The organism is Burkholderia sp. 10_S31, assembly GCF_056930375.1.
In genome coordinates, this window is sequence record NZ_JBXOWK010000003.1 from 214,702 (window position 1) to 233,249 (window position 18,548).

Annotated in this window: 10 protein-coding genes, 2 tRNA genes, 2 rRNA genes and 1 pseudogene; 14 read left to right on the plus strand and 1 reads right to left on the minus strand. The window is 61.8% G+C overall.

The window, feature by feature from the left end; genetic code table 11:
- Positions 1-16: 16 nt before the first annotated feature.
- The 7 genes and pseudogenes from AC1Z3W_RS20985 to AC1Z3W_RS21015 form a co-directional block, all read left to right on the plus strand.
- Positions 17-93, plus strand: a tRNA-Ile gene (locus tag AC1Z3W_RS20985).
- A 42-nt stretch (positions 94-135) separates the two neighbouring features.
- Positions 136-211, plus strand: a tRNA-Ala gene (locus AC1Z3W_RS20990).
- Positions 212-498: 287 nt separating this feature from the next.
- Positions 499-3,380, plus strand: a 23S ribosomal RNA gene (locus AC1Z3W_RS20995).
- A gap of 128 nt (positions 3,381-3,508) precedes the next feature.
- Positions 3,509-3,621 (plus strand): 5S ribosomal RNA (gene rrf, locus AC1Z3W_RS21000).
- 505 nt (positions 3,622-4,126) lie between these two features.
- Positions 4,127-6,202 carry a molybdopterin-containing oxidoreductase family protein gene (locus AC1Z3W_RS21005; RefSeq protein ID WP_124835859.1) on the plus strand — a complete coding sequence of 692 codons (2,076 nt, stop codon included), beginning with the start codon at positions 4,127-4,129 and terminating at the stop codon, positions 6,200-6,202.
- Between the two features lie 136 nt (positions 6,203-6,338).
- Entirely contained in the window at positions 6,339-8,012 is a 1,674-nt protein-coding gene (locus AC1Z3W_RS21010; protein ID WP_124835860.1) for a long-chain fatty acid--CoA ligase, read from the plus strand.
- Positions 8,013-8,125: 113 nt separating this feature from the next.
- Positions 8,126-9,011, plus strand: a pseudogene (locus tag AC1Z3W_RS21015) (IS110 family RNA-guided transposase); the annotation flags it as partial.
- Positions 9,012-9,581: 570 nt separating this feature from the next.
- On the opposite strand, the gene AC1Z3W_RS21020 reads toward AC1Z3W_RS21015, so the two are convergent.
- Positions 9,582-10,739, minus strand: coding sequence for a porin (locus tag AC1Z3W_RS21020; protein ID WP_057926866.1), 1,158 nt, complete (start codon positions 10,737-10,739; stop codon positions 9,582-9,584).
- Positions 10,740-11,016: 277 nt separating this feature from the next.
- Between AC1Z3W_RS21020 and coq7 the strand changes: the two genes are divergently transcribed.
- The 7 genes from coq7 (at position 11,017) to AC1Z3W_RS21055 (ending at position 18,543) form a co-directional block, all read left to right on the plus strand.
- Positions 11,017-11,643, plus strand: a complete 627-nt coding sequence (gene coq7, locus AC1Z3W_RS21025; RefSeq protein ID WP_057926865.1) for a 2-polyprenyl-3-methyl-6-methoxy-1,4-benzoquinone monooxygenase — start codon at positions 11,017-11,019, stop codon at positions 11,641-11,643.
- A 386-nt stretch (positions 11,644-12,029) separates the two neighbouring features.
- Positions 12,030-12,458 (plus strand): division/cell wall cluster transcriptional repressor MraZ, encoded by a 429-nt coding sequence (mraZ, locus tag AC1Z3W_RS21030; RefSeq protein ID WP_006400450.1) that lies wholly within the window; start codon positions 12,030-12,032, stop codon positions 12,456-12,458.
- Between the two features lie 23 nt (positions 12,459-12,481).
- A complete protein-coding gene (rsmH, locus tag AC1Z3W_RS21035) occupies positions 12,482-13,423 on the plus strand; it encodes a 16S rRNA (cytosine(1402)-N(4))-methyltransferase RsmH (RefSeq protein ID WP_057926864.1) in 942 nt (313 codons plus the stop codon).
- A complete protein-coding gene (gene ftsL / locus AC1Z3W_RS21040; protein ID WP_057926863.1) occupies positions 13,420-13,761 on the plus strand; it encodes a cell division protein FtsL in 342 nt (113 codons plus the stop codon). Before rsmH ends, ftsL begins: the two co-directional genes overlap by 4 nt.
- Positions 13,758-15,605, plus strand: a complete 1,848-nt coding sequence (locus AC1Z3W_RS21045) for a peptidoglycan D,D-transpeptidase FtsI family protein (protein WP_057926862.1) — start codon at positions 13,758-13,760, stop codon at positions 15,603-15,605. Before ftsL ends, AC1Z3W_RS21045 begins: the two co-directional genes overlap by 4 nt.
- The gene (locus AC1Z3W_RS21050) at positions 15,602-17,140 is read left to right on the plus strand and encodes a UDP-N-acetylmuramoyl-L-alanyl-D-glutamate--2,6-diaminopimelate ligase (RefSeq protein WP_483508389.1); all 1,539 of its coding nucleotides are present in this window, start codon (positions 15,602-15,604) and stop codon (positions 17,138-17,140) included. Before AC1Z3W_RS21045 ends, AC1Z3W_RS21050 begins: the two co-directional genes overlap by 4 nt.
- Positions 17,137-18,543, plus strand: a complete 1,407-nt coding sequence (locus AC1Z3W_RS21055; protein ID WP_483508390.1) for a UDP-N-acetylmuramoyl-tripeptide--D-alanyl-D-alanine ligase — start codon at positions 17,137-17,139, stop codon at positions 18,541-18,543. Before AC1Z3W_RS21050 ends, AC1Z3W_RS21055 begins: the two co-directional genes overlap by 4 nt.
- Positions 18,544-18,548: the final 5 nt, after the last annotated feature.

The following is an 18,548-nucleotide window of genomic DNA, read 5'->3' on the forward strand; positions in this document are numbered from 1 at the left end:
TTAAAGACAGACTCAGGGGTCTGTAGCTCAGTCGGTTAGAGCACCGTCTTGATAAGGCGGGGGTCGTTGGTTCGAATCCAACCAGACCCACCACCGTCTTAGCCGGCGGTACACCCTGAGGCAATCTGTACTCATGGGGGCATAGCTCAGCTGGGAGAGCACCTGCTTTGCAAGCAGGGGGTCGTCGGTTCGATCCCGTCTGCCTCCACCAATCTTCAATGACAAGCGTTCGAACGAAGCGTTGTTCGAGTCCTTGTCATTGGCGATTGAGCCAGTCAGAGGATACGTAGTATGTATCGGCTGTCGTTCTTTAACAATCTGGAAGAAGTAAGTAATTTGGATAGCGGAAGCGTCTTGAGATGGACGTGGAAGTTATCCGGGTTGTGATTGTATCGATGTATCTCAAGATGATTCGAACTCTATGTTTGACTCAATTGGAATACGGCACAACGCGAGAACTCAACCTGTAGCGACTGTCGCAAGACAGACTCGTTATAGGGTCAAGCGAACAAGTGCATGTGGTGGATGCCTTGGCGATCACAGGCGATGAAGGACGCGGTAGCCTGCGAAAAGCTACGGGGAGCTGGCAAACGAGCTTTGATCCGTAGATGTCCGAATGGGGAAACCCACTCCTTTTGGAGTATCCATGGCTGAATACATAGGCCATGTGAAGCGAACGCGGTGAACTGAAACATCTAAGTAACCGCAGGAAAAGAAATCAACCGAGATTCCCAAAGTAGTGGCGAGCGAAATGGGATGAGCCTTGCACTCTTTATTTGTATTGTTAGCCGAACGCTCTGGAAAGTGCGGCCATAGCAGGTGATAGCCCTGTAGGCGAAAACAGTATGAAAGAACTAGGTGTGCGACAAGTAGGGCGGGACACGTGAAATCCTGTCTGAAGATGGGGGGACCATCCTCCAAGGCTAAATACTCGTGATCGACCGATAGTGAACCAGTACCGTGAGGGAAAGGCGAAAAGAACCCCGGGAGGGGAGTGAAATAGATCCTGAAACCGCATGCATACAAACAGTCGGAGCCTCGTAAGGGGTGACGGCGTACCTTTTGTATAATGGGTCAGCGACTTACGTTCAGTAGCAAGCTTAACCGTATAGGGCAGGCGTAGCGAAAGCGAGTCCGAATAGGGCGTTCAGTTGCTGGGCGTAGACCCGAAACCAGGTGATCTATCCATGGCCAGGATGAAGGTGCGGTAACACGTACTGGAGGTCCGAACCCACTAACGTTGAAAAGTTAGGGGATGAGCTGTGGATAGGGGTGAAAGGCTAAACAAACCTGGAAATAGCTGGTTCTCTCCGAAAACTATTTAGGTAGTGCCTCGTGTCTCACCTTCGGGGGTAGAGCACTGTCATGGTTGGGGGGTCTATTGCAGATTACCCCGCCATAGCAAACTCCGAATACCGAAGAGTGCAATCACGGGAGACAGACATCGGGTGCTAACGTCCGGTGTCAAGAGGGAAACAACCCAGACCGCCAGCTAAGGTCCCCAAATATAGCTAAGTGGGAAACGAAGTGGGAAGGCTAAAACAGTCAGGAGGTTGGCTTAGAAGCAGCCACCCTTTAAAGAAAGCGTAATAGCTCACTGATCGAGTCGTCCTGCGCGGAAGATGTAACGGGGCTAAGCTATATACCGAAGCTGCGGATGCGAGCTTTGCTCGCATGGTAGGAGAGCGTTCCGTAAGCCTGCGAAGGTGCCTTGTAAAGGGTGCTGGAGGTATCGGAAGTGCGAATGCTGACATGAGTAGCGATAAAGGGGGTGAAAGGCCCCCTCGCCGTAAGCCCAAGGTTTCCTACGCAACGTTCATCGGCGTAGGGTGAGTCGGCCCCTAAGGCGAGGCAGAAATGCGTAGCTGATGGGAAGCAGGTCAATATTCCTGCACCATTGTTAGATGCGATGGGGGGACGGATCGCGGAAGGTTGTCCGGGTGTTGGAAGTCCCGGTCGCTGCATTGGAGAAGGCACTTAGGCAAATCCGGGTGCGTAATTCAAGGGTGTGGCGCGAGCTCCTTAGGGAGCGAAGCAATTGGAAGTGGTTCCAAGAAAAGCCTCTAAGCTTCAGTCTAACGATGACCGTACCGCAAACCGACACAGGTGGGCGAGATGAGTATTCTAAGGCGCTTGAGAGAACTCGGGAGAAGGAACTCGGCAAATTGGTACCGTAACTTCGGGATAAGGTACGCCCTTGTAGCTTGATGCGCCTGCGCGCAGAGGGTGAAGGGGTTGCAATAAACTGGTGGCTGCGACTGTTTAATAAAAACACAGCACTCTGCAAACACGAAAGTGGACGTATAGGGTGTGACGCCTGCCCGGTGCCGGAAGATTAAATGATGGGGTGCAAGCTCTTGATTGAAGTCCCGGTAAACGGCGGCCGTAACTATAACGGTCCTAAGGTAGCGAAATTCCTTGTCGGGTAAGTTCCGACCTGCACGAATGGCGTAACGATGGCCACACTGTCTCCTCCCGAGACTCAGCGAAGTTGAAGTGTTTGTGATGATGCAATCTACCCGCGGCTAGACGGAAAGACCCCATGAACCTTTACTGTAGCTTTGCATTGGACTTTGAACCGATCTGTGTAGGATAGGTGGGAGGCTATGAAACCGGAACGCTAGTTTCGGTGGAGCCGTCCTTGAAATACCACCCTGGTTTGTTTGAGGTTCTAACCTTGGCCCGTGATCCGGGTCGGGGACAGTGCATGGTAGGCAGTTTGACTGGGGCGGTCTCCTCCCAAAGCGTAACGGAGGAGTACGAAGGTACGCTAGGTACGGTCGGAAATCGTGCTGATAGTGCAATGGCATAAGCGTGCTTAACTGCGAGACCGACAAGTCGAGCAGGTGCGAAAGCAGGTCATAGTGATCCGGTGGTTCTGTATGGAAGGGCCATCGCTCAACGGATAAAAGGTACTCTGGGGATAACAGGCTGATACCGCCCAAGAGTTCATATCGACGGCGGTGTTTGGCACCTCGATGTCGGCTCATCTCATCCTGGGGCTGTAGCCGGTCCCAAGGGTATGGCTGTTCGCCATTTAAAGAGGTACGTGAGCTGGGTTTAAAACGTCGTGAGACAGTTTGGTCCCTATCTGCCGTGGGCGTTGGATATTTGAAGGGGGCTGCTCCTAGTACGAGAGGACCGGAGTGGACGAACCTCTGGTGTACCGGTTGTCACGCCAGTGGCATCGCCGGGTAGCTATGTTCGGAAGAGATAACCGCTGAAAGCATCTAAGCGGGAAACTCGCCTTAAGATGAGATATCCCTGGGGACTAGATCCCCTTGAAGGGTCGTTCGAGACCAGGACGTTGATAGGTCAGGTGTGTAAGCGCAGTAATGCGTTCAGCTAACTGATACTAATTGCCCGTAAGGCTTGATCCTATAACAAGTCTGTTTCGCGCTAGAGAGCGCGTCGGACAAGTTGGATTCTCGTGTGTGATACACACAACCTGAATTACTGCTTCTTCCAAGATTGGTTGTGCTGCGAAGCAGCGCAACAACCCTCTTTGCCTGATGACCATAGCGAGTCGGTCCCACCCCTTCCCATCCCGAACAGGACCGTGAAACGACTCTACGCCGATGATAGTGCGGATTCCCGTGTGAAAGTAGGTAATCGTCAGGCTCCCTAAGCCAGAAACCCCCGCCCGAACAGGCGGGGGTTTTTGCATTTGTGGCGTCGGAAAAGGAAAAGGGCGATGGCCGCCAGGTGTTGGCTTGGTCGCTGGTGCCAGTGAGCGGATGCGATCGACCAGATCGCCACTCGATGCAAATCGCTCGCAGTATCCCGACTGCGTTCAGACAATCGGATCTCGCCCGTTGTTGCTCGAGCCATAACGCATCGCTGCCACTTTCCATCATTCTGAGCCATTCACCGGCCTATTCGCTTCTATCCCCGGCCAAAGAGACCATTCGTGCTCCGCTCGGAGAAGCCACCGCCGGGGTGCCTCCCACGCTAACTCGACACCCATATCGTCGTAGCGTCAGTTGGAAGCCAGCCCAACGTCGATATCGACCGCTCTCCGTTCCCGCTTTTTGGGCCAAATAAACGGGAAAATCGAACAGAATGACGTCTTATTCGATCCGTCCACGTAAAATTTGCGAATCTCCACCCAGCCACATCCAGAACGATGAACGCCGCCACTCAGATAGCTCGGGCCGTTTGCCCGCACGATTGTCCGGATACGTGCGCCATGCGCGTGACTATCGAAAACGGTCGGGCAATCAAGGTAACGGGCGATCCGGATCATCCGCCCACACAAGGCGTGTTGTGTACGAAAGTGAGCCGCTATGCCGACCGCGTTCATCATCCCGACCGTCTCACCGTCCCGCTCAAGCGTGTCGGAATGAAGGGGGAGGGGCGTTTCGCGCCGATCAGCTGGAGCGAGGCGTTCGACGAGATCGGTCGTCGTCTCGGGGAAATCGCCGCGCGCGGGCCGGAGGCGATCGTGCCGTACAGCTATGCGGGAACAATGGGGCTGGTGCAGGGCGAAGGCATTGCGCAGCGGTTCTTCCACAAACTCGGCGCGTCACGGCTCGAGCGGGCAATCTGTGCCGCGGCTGGCGCGGCAGGGCTGCGCTATACCTATGGCGGAAGCGTCGGCATGCATCTCGAGCATTTCGAGGAAAGCGAGCTGATCCTGATCTGGGGTGCCAATCCGATCGCATCGAGCCTGCATTTCTGGACTCGTGCGCAGGAAGCCAAGCGTCGCGGCGCCCGTCTGGTCGCAATCGATCCCTATCGCTCGCTGACGGCGGAGAAATGTCATCAGCACATCGCACTGAAGCCAGGCACCGATGGTGCGTTCGCGCTCGGCATGATGCATGTGCTGATTACCGACGATCTGCTCGATCATGACTACATCGCGCAACATACGCTCGGCTTCGAGGCGCTCAAGGCGCGAGCCTTATCCTATCCGCCGGAGCGCGTGGCACAGATCTGCGGCATCGAAGCATCGGAACTGATCGAACTCACGCGTCGTTACGGCGCGACCCGCAAGGCATCGATCCGCCTCAATTACGGTATGCAGCGCGTACGCGGCGGCGGCAATGCCGTGCGCGCGATCGCGAGCCTGCCTGCGCTGACGGGCGCATGGCGCGATCGGGCGGGCGGGCTGCTGCTGTCGTCGTCGGAATCCGCACCGGTCGATCAGACGGCGCTGCAGCGCCCCGATCTGATACCCGGCTGGCCGAACAAGCTGCCGCGTATCATCAACATGAATGCGATCGGCGATGCGTTGCTGCATCCGGGCGACGCGACTTTCGGCCCGAAAGTCGAAGCGGTGATCGTCTACAACTCGAATCCGATTGCTGTCGCACCCGACTCGTCGAAAGTAGCCGCGGGGTTTGCACGCGAAGATCTGTTCACGGTCGTTCTCGAGCACTTCAAGACAGATACCGTTGATTTCGCCGACATTGTGTTGCCGGCCACAACCCAGCTCGAGCATCTCGACGTCCACAAGTCATATGGCCACACGTATGTGATGGCGAATCTGCCGGCGATTCCGCCGGTCGGCGACGCACGGCCGAACACTGAAATCTTTCGCGGCATTGCGCGCAGCATGGGGCTTGACGAGCCCGCGCTTTATCACAGCGACGAAGAGGTCGCGCAGGCTGCGCTCCGTTGGGACGATCCGGCGCTCGAAAGTGATTGGGAAACGTTGAAGCGCGCCGGCTGGCTGAAGCTCAAGGTGGCGGACGCGCCTTTCGCGAACGGCGGTTTCCGCACGCCGTCAGGCAAATGCGAGTTCTACAGCGGGCGACTCGAGCAGATGGGCCTGGACCCGGTGCCCGACTACCTGCCGCCGTTCGAATCGGAGGAGACCGCGCCCGAACTCGCCGCCCGCTATCCGCTCGCGATGATATCGCCGCCGGCCCGGCATTTCCTGAACAGCACGTTCGTCAACGTGGACAGCCTGCGCAGCACGGAAGGCCAGCCGCACCTCGACATGCATCCGGCCGATGCCGATGCGCGCGGCATCGCGGAGGGTGACGTCGTACGCATCTTCAACGATCGTGGATCGATGCAGGCGGTTGCGAGAGTGACTGATCGTGCGCGGGTGGGGCTCGTCGTCGGGTTGTCGATCTGGTGGAAGAAATTGTCGCCGGACGGGCGCAACGCGAACGAGGTGACGAGCCAGGCGCTGACCGATCTCGGCAACTCGGCGACGTTTTACGATTGCCTCGTTGAAGTTGAGCGGATTTGACCGAAGTTCGAGATATGATCAGATGAATTCATTCGAAAGTTCGAAGTGGGCATCTAACCCTGTTGTCTCGGGACGGGCGAGCCGCTACGATGCGTTTTAGCACGACCATTCGAAAATCTGTGAGGAGACGCGCGGTATGGACAAAATTTGGCTGAAATCGTACCCACCCGGCGTTCCAGCCGAAATTGACGCGTCCCCGTATCCTTCCATCCCGGATCTCCTTGACGAAAGCTTCAAGCAGTATCGCGACCGCAAGGCGTTCGTCTGCATGGGCAAGAGCATCACGTATGGCGAACTCGATGTGCTGTCGCGCCAGTTCGGCGCGTGGCTGCAGTCGCGCGGTCTGAAACGCGGCGCGCGCGTCGCGCTCATGATGCCGAACGTGCTGCAGTACCCGGTGGCGATCGTCGCGGTACTCCGCGCGGGCTACACCGTCGTCAACGTCAACCCGCTCTATACGCCGCGCGAGCTCGAACATCAGCTGAAGGACAGCGGGGTGGAAGCGATCGTCATCCTCGAGAATTTCGCGTCGACGCTGCAGGCCGTCATTGCCAATACCGCGGTCAAGCATGTCGTGGTCGCGTCGATGGGCGACCTGCTCGGCATCAAGGGCTGGCTCGTCAATTACGTCGTGCGCAACGTGAAGAAGATGGTGCCGGCCTGGCAGCTTCCGTCGTTCACGCGCTTCAAGGCCGCGCTGTCGGAAGGCGCGCGGCAGACCTTCAAGTCGCAGAAGCTCGGCCCCGATGACGTCGCGTTCCTCCAGTACACGGGTGGTACGACGGGTGTCGCGAAGGGCGCGACGCTCCTGCACCGGAACATCGTGTCGAACGTGCTGCAGGCCGGCGCGTGGCACCATCCCGCACACGAGAAGTACCCCGAGGTGAAGCAGTTCGTGACGGTTGTCGCGCTGCCGCTCTATCACGTGTTTGCGCTGACGGTCTGCGGTTTCCTGACGATGCGCACGGGCGGCATGGGTATCCTGATCCCGAATCCGCGCGACATCGGCGGCATGATCAAGGAGTTGAAGGGCTACCAGATCTCGACGATTCCGGCCGTCAACACGCTGTACAACGCACTGTTGAACCATCCCGAATTCAACCAGCTGGATCTTTCGAAGCTCGTGATCGCCAACGGCGGCGGCATGGCGATCCAGGAAGGCGTCGCCAAGCGCTGGTATGAGAAGACCCATACGGCGATCGTCGAAGGGTATGGCCTGTCTGAAACATCGCCGGTTGCGACCTGCAATCCCGTGACGGCGACCGAGTACAGCGGGACGATCGGTCTGCCGCTGCCGTCGACCGAGGTCGCGATCCGCGACGACGCGGGCAACGACGTCGCGCTCGGCGAGCCGGGCGAGATCTGCATCCGCGGGCCGCAGGTCATGGCAGGCTACTGGAACCGGCCGGAAGAGACCGCGAAGGTCATGTGCCCGGACGGTTTCTTCAAGACCGGCGACGTCGGCGTGATGGACGCGCGCGGTTACGTGAAGATCGTCGACCGGAAGAAAGACATGATCCTGGTATCCGGTTTCAACGTGTATCCGAACGAGGTAGAGGACGTGGTGGCGTCGCACCCGGGCGTGTTCGAGGTGGCGGCAGTCGGTGTGCCGGACGAGCACTCGGGCGAAGCCGTGAAGCTGTTCGTCGTGAAGAAGGATCCGGCGCTTACCGACAAGGACATCCTCGCGTACTGCAAGGAACGGCTCACCGGCTACAAGCGTCCGAAATTCGTCGAGTTCCGCACGGAGCTGCCGAAGACGAACGTCGGCAAGATCCTGCGGCGCGAATTGCGCGACGGACGCGCGTAACACCGAAGTCGAACGAACGAGCCCGGCCTGTGCCGGGCTTAATAGGATGGTCAGCCCGATCCTCACTCAGTGGACCACGCTGAGTGAGGATTTTGTCCTTCTGGAGGGCCATCATGGACACGGTATCGCTGATCGGAGTCGATCTCGGCAAGCACTGCTTCCACCTGCATGGACAGGATGCGTCAGGCAGGAAAAGCTCACGCGTAGCCAGATGTTCACGCTGCTGGGCAATTTTCCGCGTTGTATGGTGGTCATGGAGGCCTGCGCCGGTGCTCACTGGATCGCACGTCGACTTCAAGCGCTGGGCCATGAGGCCAAGCTGATTTCTCCGCAATTCGTCAAACCGTTCCGGCAAGGCAACAAGAACGATTTCGCGGACGCCCAGGCGATCTGCGCAGCAGCTTCCCGTCCGAGCATGCGTTTCTGTTGGAGTTCGGTATCAGCTTGCCGTGCGGCATGGCAGCGATCCGGCGACTCCCCACCGTGCTGGAGGCAGAATCGTTGCCGCCGAGGTTGGTGGTCGTGCTCGAACGCTTGCAGGCGCATTTCAAGTATCTGGACGAGCAGATCCGCCAGCTCGAACGTGAGCTGCTTCCCCAGCTACACGAGGATGAACGCAGCGAACGGCTGCTGGAGATTCCCGGCATTGGCCCGATGACCGCCAGCATGTTGGTGTCCGAGTTGGGCGATGCCCATCAATATGGTTCGGCAAGGCAGTTTGCAGCTTCGGTCGGTCTGGTGCCGCGACAGTACAGCACCGGCGGCAAACCAACGCTACTGGGCATCAGCAAGCGCGGCGACAAGGAACTGCGACGGCTGCTGGTGCAATGTGCGCGGACCATCATGCAGCACATCGAGCACCGCACGGATGCATTAGGCGTCTGGATTCGCAGTCTGTTGGCGCGACGACACTCGAACGTGGTCGCCTGTGCCCTGGCCAATAAATTGGCGAGGATCGCCTGGGCCATCCTCGCCAAAGGGACACACTACCGAAGCATCGAGGCTGTTCCCTCAGTCGGACGCTTCCTATCGCTCAGTAGTCACCTCTGGTTTTGCGACGCGAGATATGTGAAGGCATAACCGACTCAACGGCCGGGCAAGTAACCTGACACAAAAAACAGCACGTCAATGCTGTGGGCTTTTTGAGGTTTGCCCGGCGCGGCTCCCATCATGGGGCGGGATCTTTCCCATCCGCGACCCCGGATAGATTCGAGCAAGTCCACTTTAGGTCAACACTGCCTCGCTTGCAAAAATCGGGCTGACCATAGATTTGTCTGGGATGCCGGCATCGGAGCTGCGGCGCACCGATTCGGCTATCGCCGGAACGACGCGGGTTCGACCGGGTGCGGTGCGGCTGACGGAGCGCCTCAGTCGAACTGCCCGCGTCGCATGGCGCGGCACCTCGATGAATGCCGCGGGCAGTCGGCAATCGCGTTGATCGGGCACCGCGAACGGTACGTTCCATGAATGCGGTGAGCGGCGACCATTCTGATCACCGCTTCCCAACCCCAAAAGGAAAAAGGCGCCCGAAGGCGCCTTCAATATGCTGCGGCTTGTCAGGCAAGCTGATTAGAACTTGTGACGGATGCCGACGCGCGCTGCGACCTGGTTGCTGGTGGTCGACGGGTCGAGGCCGTTGATCGAAGCGTGTGCCTGAACGACGTTGCCAGCCGAGTCGAGCGCGTTGCCCGATGCGTGCTGGTACACGCCGATCACGTAGACGTCCGTGCGCTTCGACAGGAAGTAGTCGACGCCGAGCGAGCCTTGATGGTACTTGGCTGCCGAGTTGCCGTCGATCTTGCTGCCTTGCGTGTAGTCATACGCGGCGCCGACGATCAGCGCCGGGGTCAGCTGATACTTGAAGTTGATTTCGCCGTTGTTGAACGTCGCGGTCTGGTCCACAAACGGACCAACCGAGAAGCCCTTGAACTTCGTGTTCGAGTACGTCGCGCCGATCGTCGCTGCGCCGAACGTATACGCGCCGCCCGCGCCGATGACCTGATACGTGTTCGCGCTGTTCGCATACGCGCCGTAGACCGGCGACGACACGGCCGTCGCGGCAGCCGACGCACCGGTGTTGAACATGCCGCCGAAGTTCGCCGGCGTGCGTGCGTTCAAGTAGCCGACACCCAGGACGAGCGGGCCGTTGTTGTAACCGGCGCCGAGCGACCAGACCTGGTTCTTCGAGAACTGGCCAGCCTGGCCACCGAAGCTGTACATGCCGCCGAACGTGAAGCCGCCGTAGCTCGGGCTCATGTACTTGACGGCGTTGTTCACACGGTACGCGTTGTTGAAGTTGTCGAGGTCGCCCGGGTGAGCGGCGATGTAGCCGCCCCACTGGTCGCCTGCCTCGAGCGGGCCGACGAAGTCGACGACGGAGTCGTACTGACGACCCAGCGTGACCGTACCGTACTGGCTGGACAGGCCGACGTAAGCCTGACGGCCGAACATCAGGCCACCCTGGCCGAGCTTGCCGGAGTTGACGTCAAAACCGTTCTCGAGCACGAAGATCGCCTTCAGGCCGCTGCCCAGATCTTCGGTGCCGCGCAGGCCGAAGCGGCTGCCTTGCATCACGCCGCTTGCCAGACCGTACAGGTGGCCGCCCTTGGCGTTGTTGTTGAAGATGAGGCCTTCATCGATGATGCCGTAAAGCGTCACGCTGCTTTGCGCGTGGGCTGCGCCAGCAAACGCGCCCAGCGCGACGAGCGCGAGAAGCGACTTTTTCATTAGCGGATCTCCAAGAATCACTGAATTTTTTTGGCGGGGCGGATAGTTATGTTGTGTCGACGGGCCCCATCAACTTCGCAAGAAGTCGGACGTAATGTAGCAAAGCCGATTTTTCCGACAAAGCGAAATGCCGTTGCTCAAGGTCACCATGTTTCCTTTATGCAACAATGGTTAAAATCACGGGTTAACCGCAATTTCCGCTGAATAATCAAGTCGGTTACGCAGTGGAGCACGTGCCTTTGCCGCCCGCGGCAGCACACGCAGCCAGGAGAACAGGATGGTGTTGGATGAACTGATCAGCGAATTCGATCGCGGCTTGCGATCGCTGACCGGCATTAGCCGGATGAGCCGCCCGGTGCCCGTGCCGGCGGAGCCGCCGACCGGCGAACTGACGCCCGCGGAGCGCACGCATGCCGCCGGGCTGATGCGGGTGAACCACGTCGGCGAGGTCTGCGCGCAGGCGCTTTATCAGGCGCAGAAGCTAACTGCGCGCTCGTCGTCGTCGAAGGCGATGTTCGAGGAGGCCGCGCGCGAGGAGGAGGATCATCTCGCATGGACCGCGCATCGGCTGAAGGAACTTGATTCGCGCCCGAGCCTGCTCAACCCGCTGTGGTACGCTGGCGCGCTCGCGATCGGCGTCGCGGCCGGTACGCTGGGCGACAAGGTCAGCCTCGGCTTCATGGCGGAGACGGAGCGTCAGGTCGAAAGCCACCTCGACGGGCATCTGTCCGAACTGCCGGCGACCGACACGGCGTCGCGCGCGATCGTCGAGCAGATGCGGCTCGACGAGGTGAAGCACGGCAAGGCCGCGACCGACGCCGGCGGGATGGAGTTGCCGCTGCCCGCGCGGATGCTGATGCGCGCCGCGTCGAAAGTCATGACGAGCACTGCGTACTATCTCTGACATTCGGGCCGGGGCGACGCACGACGCCGCCCTGGTTCGCCGTCCCGATACCGCCCGTTTTCTCCGCGTTTTCCCGCCCCCGAAAGCCCCGTCCGCACGCCAGTCTGGCCCGCCTTTCTCACGTATCACCTTCACAAGTTGCACTAGCTCATTCATTTATAACGTTTTTTGGAATGAGGGGCAGCATGAGCATGTGCGCGTAAGTCCTTGTTCTAACTAACAAAATTCGTCAAAAAACCGGGCCGCTCCCTTGACCGTGCCAAACCCTTCCTCTAAAGTGGGAGACAGTGTGAGAAAGTGTATTTTTGTGTGATTTGGCGGGCTATTCCGGCTAAATTCTTGATCGTTGAGCGGGTGCTTCGGTGCCCTGAACGGGAGAGCGGAAAGTGTTCCAAGGGGCGTCGGCGCTGACGCTCGATGCGAAAGGGCGGATGTCGGTGCCGGCTCGCTATCGCGAAGCGCTGCAAGGACAGGCAGAGGGACGGGTGACTGTGACCAAGCACCCGGACGGCTGCCTGTTGCTGTTTCCGCGCCCCGAATGGGAAGTATTTCGCGCCAAGATCGCCGCACTGCCGATGGATGCCCATTGGTGGCGGCGGATTTTTCTCGGCAATGCGATGGATGTCGATCTCGACAGCGCGGGCCGGATTCTCGTATCGCCCGAGCTGCGGATGGCGGCCGGACTGGAAAAGGAAGTCATGTTGTTGGGAATGGGTAGTCACTTCGAGCTGTGGGATTCGCAGACCTACATCGCGAAGGAGCAGGCAGCGATGGCGCAGGGCATGCCCGACGCGCTGAAGAACTTTACGTTCTGATTGCGGTGACGGAGACGCCCGCGATGGGAAATGAATTGCAGCATCGGACCGTGTTGCTGGACGAAGCGGTCGAGTCGCTCGTGACGCGGCCGGACGGCATCTATGTCGACGGCACATTCGGGCGGGGCGGTCATAGCCGTGCGGTACTCGCGCGGCTGGCGCAGGCCGGCCGGCTGATCGCGTTCGACAAGGATCCGAGGGCGATCGAGACAGCGCAGCGCATCGAGGATGCGCGCTTCTCGATCGTGCATGACAGCTTTGCATCGATGCGCGACGCGCTTGCGGCGCGCGGCATCGAGAAGGTGTCGGGTGTGTTGCTGGACCTGGGCGTGTCCTCGCCGCAGGTGGACGATCCGGCGCGCGGCTTCAGCTTTCGCGCCGATGGCCCGCTGGACATGCGAATGGATCCGACGCGTGGCGAGTCGGCGGCCGAGTGGCTCGCACGGGCTTCGGTGCAGGAATTGACGGAGGTGATACGAGATTATGGGGAAGAACGGTTTGCTTTTCAGATTGCAAAGGCGCTTGTTGCTCGCCGGGCAGAGTCCGACCGTCTTGGGCCTCTCGACACCACGGGCGAGCTTGCCCAAATCGTGGGTCACGTCGTCAAAACCCGTGAGAAGGGCAAGGATCCGGCAACCCGCACCTTTCAGGCTATACGGATTCACGTCAATCAAGAGCTTGCGGACCTGCAAGTCGTACTAGACGCTGCATTGTCGTTGCTGGAGCAAGGGGGGCGGCTGGTGGTCATCAGCTTTCATTCACTCGAGGACCGGATCGTCAAGCGATTCATGCAGGCGCACGCGAGTGCACCTGCGATCGATCGTCGCCTGCCGATCCGTGCCGTCGACCTCCCGAGCCCACCGCTCAAGATAATCAGCCGTCAGTTTCCGAGCGAAGCGGAAGTCGTCGCGAATCCGCGCGCCCGGTCGGCCGTGATGCGCATCGCGGAGCGCGTCACGCCATGAGCCGCTTCAACATCTTCCTGCTGATCATCGTGATGGGTTGCGCGCTGTCGGTCGTCAACTCGACGAACCAGCAGCGCCAGATCTTCATTCAGCTGCAGCGCGCGCAGTCGCAGGAGCGTCAGCTCCAGCAGGACTACGCGCAGCTCCAATATCAGCAGAGCGCGCTGTCGAAAACCTCGCGCATCGAGCAACTCGCGAACGATTCGCTGAAGATGCAGCCGATCACGACCGGCCGTACCCAATACCTGACGCTGCCGCCGGGCGCCGTGAAGGCGATCGACGCGCCGATTCCCGCTTCGGCCGACGCGGCTGCCAAGGGCAACGGAGGCGCGCGATGAAGCCGTCGCAAAAGCGCCAGGACGTGAAATTCTCGTCGAGCCCCGTGCTCGGCGTGCATCTGCCGATGTGGCGCTCGAAACTCGTCGTGTTCATGCTGTTCATGGCGTTCGTCGCGCTCGCCGCACGGGCCTTCTGGATCCAGGGGCCAGGCAACGCGTTCTATCAGAAGCAGGGCGAAAGCCGCTATCAGCGCACGATCGAGCTGCCGGCCACGCGCGGCAAGATCCTCGACCGTAACGGGCTCGTGCTCGCGACGAGCCTGCCCGTGCGCGCGATCTGGGCGATTCCGGACGCGGTGCCGGACGATCTCGACACGAACAAGGTCAGCCAGCTCGGCAAGCTCCTCGGCATGACGCCGAAGGAACTGCGCGTGAAGCTGTCGGAAGACAAGGGTTTCGTCTACGTGAAGCGCCAGGTGCCGATCGACGTCGCGGACAAGGTCGCTGCGCTCGACATTCCCGGCATCTATCAGCGCAACGAGTACAAGCGCTTCTATCCGGAAGGCGAGATCACCGCGCACCTGATCGGCTTCACGAACGTCGAGGACGAAGGGCAGGAAGGTGTCGAGCTCGGCGACCAGAAGATGCTGTCCGGCACGTCCGGTGTGCGCCGCGTGATCAAGGATCGGATGGGGCACATCATCGAGGACGTCGCCGAACAGATCCCGCCGCACAACGGGACGGACGTCGACCTGTCGATCGACAGCAAGATCCAGTACATCGCGTATGCGAACCTGAAGGCCGCCGTCGAGAAGTTCAAGGCGAAGGCCGGCGCGGCGGTGGTCGTCGACGTGCGCACCGGCGAGGTGCTCGCGCTGGTCAACTATCCGACCTACAACCCGAACGACCGTACGCGCCTGACGGGCGAGCAGCTGCGCAACCGGATCCTCACCGACGTGTTCGAGCCGGGCTCGATCATGAAGCCGTTCACGGTGTCGCTCGCGCTCGACCTGCATCGCGTGACGCCGAACACCCTCGTCGAGACGGGCAACGGGCACTTCGTGCTCGACGGCGCGCCCATCACCGACGATGCGGGCTTCGGCACGCTGACGGTCGGCGGTGTGATCCAGAAGTCGAGCAACATCGGCGCGACGAAGATCGCGATGACGATGCGGCCCGAGGAAATGTGGAACATGTATACGAGCATCGGCCTCGGCCAGGCGCCGAAGGTCGGCTTCCCGGGCGCAGCGGCCGGTCGCTTGCGTCCGTGGAAGAGCTGGCGCCGCATCGAACAGGCGACGATGTCGTATGGCTATGGCCTGTCGGTGTCGCTGTTCCAGCTGGCGCGCGCGTACACCGCGATCGCGCACGACGGCGAGATGATGCCGGTCACCATTTTCAAGACCGACCCCAATCAGCAGATCACGGGCACGCAGGTATTCGCGCCGACCACCGCGCGTGAAGTGCGCACGATGCTCGAGACCGTGGTCGCGCCGGGCGGTACGTCGCCGGATGCGGCCGTGGCGGGGTATCGCGTCGGCGGCAAGAGCGGTACCGCGTACAAGCACGAAGGCCACGGCTACACGCGCAAGTACCGCGCGTCGTTCGTCGGGATGGCACCGATGCCGAACCCGCGCATCGTTGTCGCAGTGTCGGTCGACGAACCGACCGCCGGCAGCCACTTCGGCGGCCAGGTGTCGGGCCCCGTATTCTCGGCGATCGCGGGCGATACGCTGCGCGCGCTGAACGTGCCGCCGAACATGCCGATCAAGCAGCTCGTCGTGTCCGACGACGCACCGGGCGCGCCCGCTGCGACGGGGCCGCAAAAGCTGGCCGCAGGCGGCGGCGCGAAGCATATGATCGTATCCAGCACGACACGTAATTCACCAGGAGTTGTTCGATGAGCGCCGCTCGCAGTTCTCATCCGGCGCATCAGCAGATCGCAGCCGCGCTTGCGTGGCTGCGCCAGCATGTGGCCCCCGCGGCGCAACTGCATGCCGACACGCGCAGCCTTCAGGCGGGCGACGTGTTTCTCGGCTATGCGGTCGACGGGGCAGACAATCGCGCCTTCATTGCCGATGCCGTTGCACGTGGCGCGGCCGCCGTGCTGTATCAGCCGGAAGGCCTCGCGGCCGCGCCGGCCGTGCCCGTCGCACTCGCGGTGCCGGCGCTCGACCAGCTGGCCGGCGAGATCGCCAGCGGCTGGTACGGCGACCCGAGCGACAGCCTGCTCGCGGTCGGCGTGACCGGCACGAACGGCAAGACGTCGTGCACGCAATGGATCGCCGCCGCGCTGACGGCGCTGCACCAGCCGTGCGCGGTGATCGGCACGCTCGGCACCGGCATGCCGGGCCAACTGGTGCCCACGGGCTTCACGACACCGGATGCGCCACAACTGCAGCGCAGCCTCGCGCAACTGCGCGACGCCGGCGCGAAGGCCGTCGCGATGGAAGTGTCGTCGCACGCGCTGCATCAGGGCCGCGTGAACGGCACGGCATTCGACATCGCCGTCTTCACGAACCTCACGCAGGATCACCTCGACTATCACGGCACGTTCGACGCGTACGAAGCCGCGAAGGTGAAGCTGTTCGCGTGGCGCGGCCTGCGCACGGCAGTCGTCAATCGCGACGACGCGGCCGGTCGCCGCCTGCTCGAGAAGCTGGCAGGCCGTGTGCGCACGATCGCATACGGGATCGGCGACGCGCAGGCGCCTGACGCCGACCGCGAACTGGTCGCGCTCGACGTGCGCGCGACCGCCACAGGCACGGCATTCCGCCTGCGCTCGTCGTGGGGCGACGCGGACGTCGAGGTCGGCACGCTCGGCGTGTTCAACGTCAGCAACCTGCTCGCGGTGCTCGGCTCGCTGCTCGCGGCCGACGTGCCGTTCGACGCGGCGGTCGCGGAAATCGCACGGCTCGAGTCCGTCAACGGCCGCATGCAGCGCCTTGGCGGCCGGCTGCAGAACGACGAACCGCTGGTCGTGATCGACTATGCGCACACGCCCGATGCGCTCGAGAAGACACTCGACGCGCTGCGCCCGATCGCGGCCGCGCGTGGCGGCCGGCTCGTCTGCATGTTCGGCTGCGGCGGCGATCGCGACACGACGAAGCGCCCACTGATGGGCGCGATAGCCGAGCGGTTCGCCGACGAAGTCGTCGTCACGAGCGACAACCCGCGCAGCGAAGATCCGCAGCGCATCATCGACCAGGTCATCGCGGGCATGACCGCACCCGATCGCGCACGCCGCATCGAGGATCGCGCGAGCGCGATCCTGCAGGCCGTGCGCGGCGCCGCACGCGAGGATGTCGTCGTGCTGGCCGGCAAGGGGCACGAGGCAACGCAGGAAATCATGGGCAAGAAGCGCACGTTCTCCGATCAGGATCACGCACGGCTCGCGCTCGCGGCACGCGCGACGCACGGCAAGGGAGGCGGCGAATGACGATGCTCAGTCTCGGCGAAGCCGCCCGCCTGATTCCCGGTGCCACCGTCCACGGTGATCCGGACACGACGTTCGAGCGCGTGTCGACGGACAGCCGCACGGTCGGCACTGGCGACTTGTTCGTCGCGCTGAAGGGCGAGCGCTTCGACGCGCACGACTTCCTCGGCGACGTGGCCGCGCGCGGCGCAGCCGCGGCGCTCGTCGCGCACGTGCCGGCGGGGCTCGCGATGCCGGTTGTCGAGGGCGGCGAAACGCGTGCCGCGCTCGGCGCGCTCGCGCATGGGTGGCGCAAGCGCTTCGCGGTGCCGCTCGTCGCGGTGACGGGCAGCAACGGCAAGACGACCGTCAAGGAAATGATCGCGTCGATCTTTGCCGCGGCAGTCGGCGCCGACGCGCGACTGGCGACGGCCGGCAACCTGAACAACGACATCGGCGTGCCGCTGACGCTGCTGCGCCTGTCGGGCGCGCATCGCGTCGCGGTGATCGAGCTCGGGATGAACCACCCGGGCGAGACCGAGATCCTCGCGCGCGTCGCGGCACCGACCGTCGCGCTCGTCAACAACGCGCAGCGCGAGCACCAGGAATTCATGGCGACGGTCGAAGCCGTTGCGCTCGAACACGCGGCCGTGATTCATGCGCTGACGCCGGACGGCGTCGCGGTGTTTCCGGCCGACGATGCGTACGCCGGCATCTGGCGCGTCGCGGCGACCGGCAACCGGATTCTCGATTTCGCGCTGCACGATGGCGAACGGCAGGTCGAAGCGCAGGTCACGGGCCGTCTGCACGGCGGCGAGCTCGCGATCGACACGCCGTCCGGCGCAGGGACGGTGCGACTGCGCGCGCTTGGCGAGCACAACGCACGCAATGCATTGGCGGCTACGGCGGCGGCGCTCGCGGCCGGCATCGAGCTGGCTGCGATCAAGCAGGGCCTCGAATCGTTCGAGCCGGTTAAGGGTCGTCTGCAGGTCCGGCAGGCGGACGTCGGCAGTCTCGCGGGCGCGACGGTCGTCGACGACACCTACAACGCGAATCCCGACTCGATGCGCGCGGCGATCGACGTGCTGGCCGCGCAACCGGCACCGCGCGTGCTGGTGATCGGCGACATGGGCGAAGTCGGCGACGAAGGCCCGGCATTCCACCGCGAGATCGGTGCGTATGCGCGCGAGCGCGGCATCGATGCGCTGTTCGCGCTCGGCGATGCGTCGCGCGATGCATGCACGGCGTACGGCGACACGGCTCGCCATTTCGGCGACGTCGGTGCGCTGGTGACGGCGCTGCTCGCGGCGGGCTACGGCGCGCAGGCGACGGTGCTCGTGAAGGGCTCGCGGTACATGAAGATGGAGCGCGTGGTCGACGCGCTGACGAACCAACCCGCGGCGGGCACGGTGCCCGCCGCACACTGAGTAGA

Bases quoted from the DNA above. Each gene is read 5' to 3' on its own strand.
- AC1Z3W_RS21005 (WP_124835859.1), top strand. From the start codon at position 4,127: ATGAACGCCGCCACTCAGATAGCTCGGGCCGTTTGCCCGCACGATTGT.
- AC1Z3W_RS21010 (WP_124835860.1), top strand. From the start codon at position 6,339: ATGGACAAAATTTGGCTGAAATCGTACCCACCCGGCGTTCCAGCCGAA.
- AC1Z3W_RS21020 (WP_057926866.1), bottom strand. From the start codon at position 10,739: ATGAAAAAGTCGCTTCTCGCGCTCGTCGCGCTGGGCGCGTTTGCTGGC.
- coq7 (WP_057926865.1), top strand. From the start codon at position 11,017: ATGGTGTTGGATGAACTGATCAGCGAATTCGATCGCGGCTTGCGATCG.
- rsmH (WP_057926864.1), top strand. From the start codon at position 12,482: ATGGGAAATGAATTGCAGCATCGGACCGTGTTGCTGGACGAAGCGGTC.
- ftsL (WP_057926863.1), top strand. From the start codon at position 13,420: ATGAGCCGCTTCAACATCTTCCTGCTGATCATCGTGATGGGTTGCGCG.
- AC1Z3W_RS21045 (WP_057926862.1), top strand. From the start codon at position 13,758: ATGAAGCCGTCGCAAAAGCGCCAGGACGTGAAATTCTCGTCGAGCCCC.
- AC1Z3W_RS21050 (WP_483508389.1), top strand. From the start codon at position 15,602: ATGAGCGCCGCTCGCAGTTCTCATCCGGCGCATCAGCAGATCGCAGCC.
- AC1Z3W_RS21055 (WP_483508390.1), top strand. From the start codon at position 17,137: ATGACGATGCTCAGTCTCGGCGAAGCCGCCCGCCTGATTCCCGGTGCC.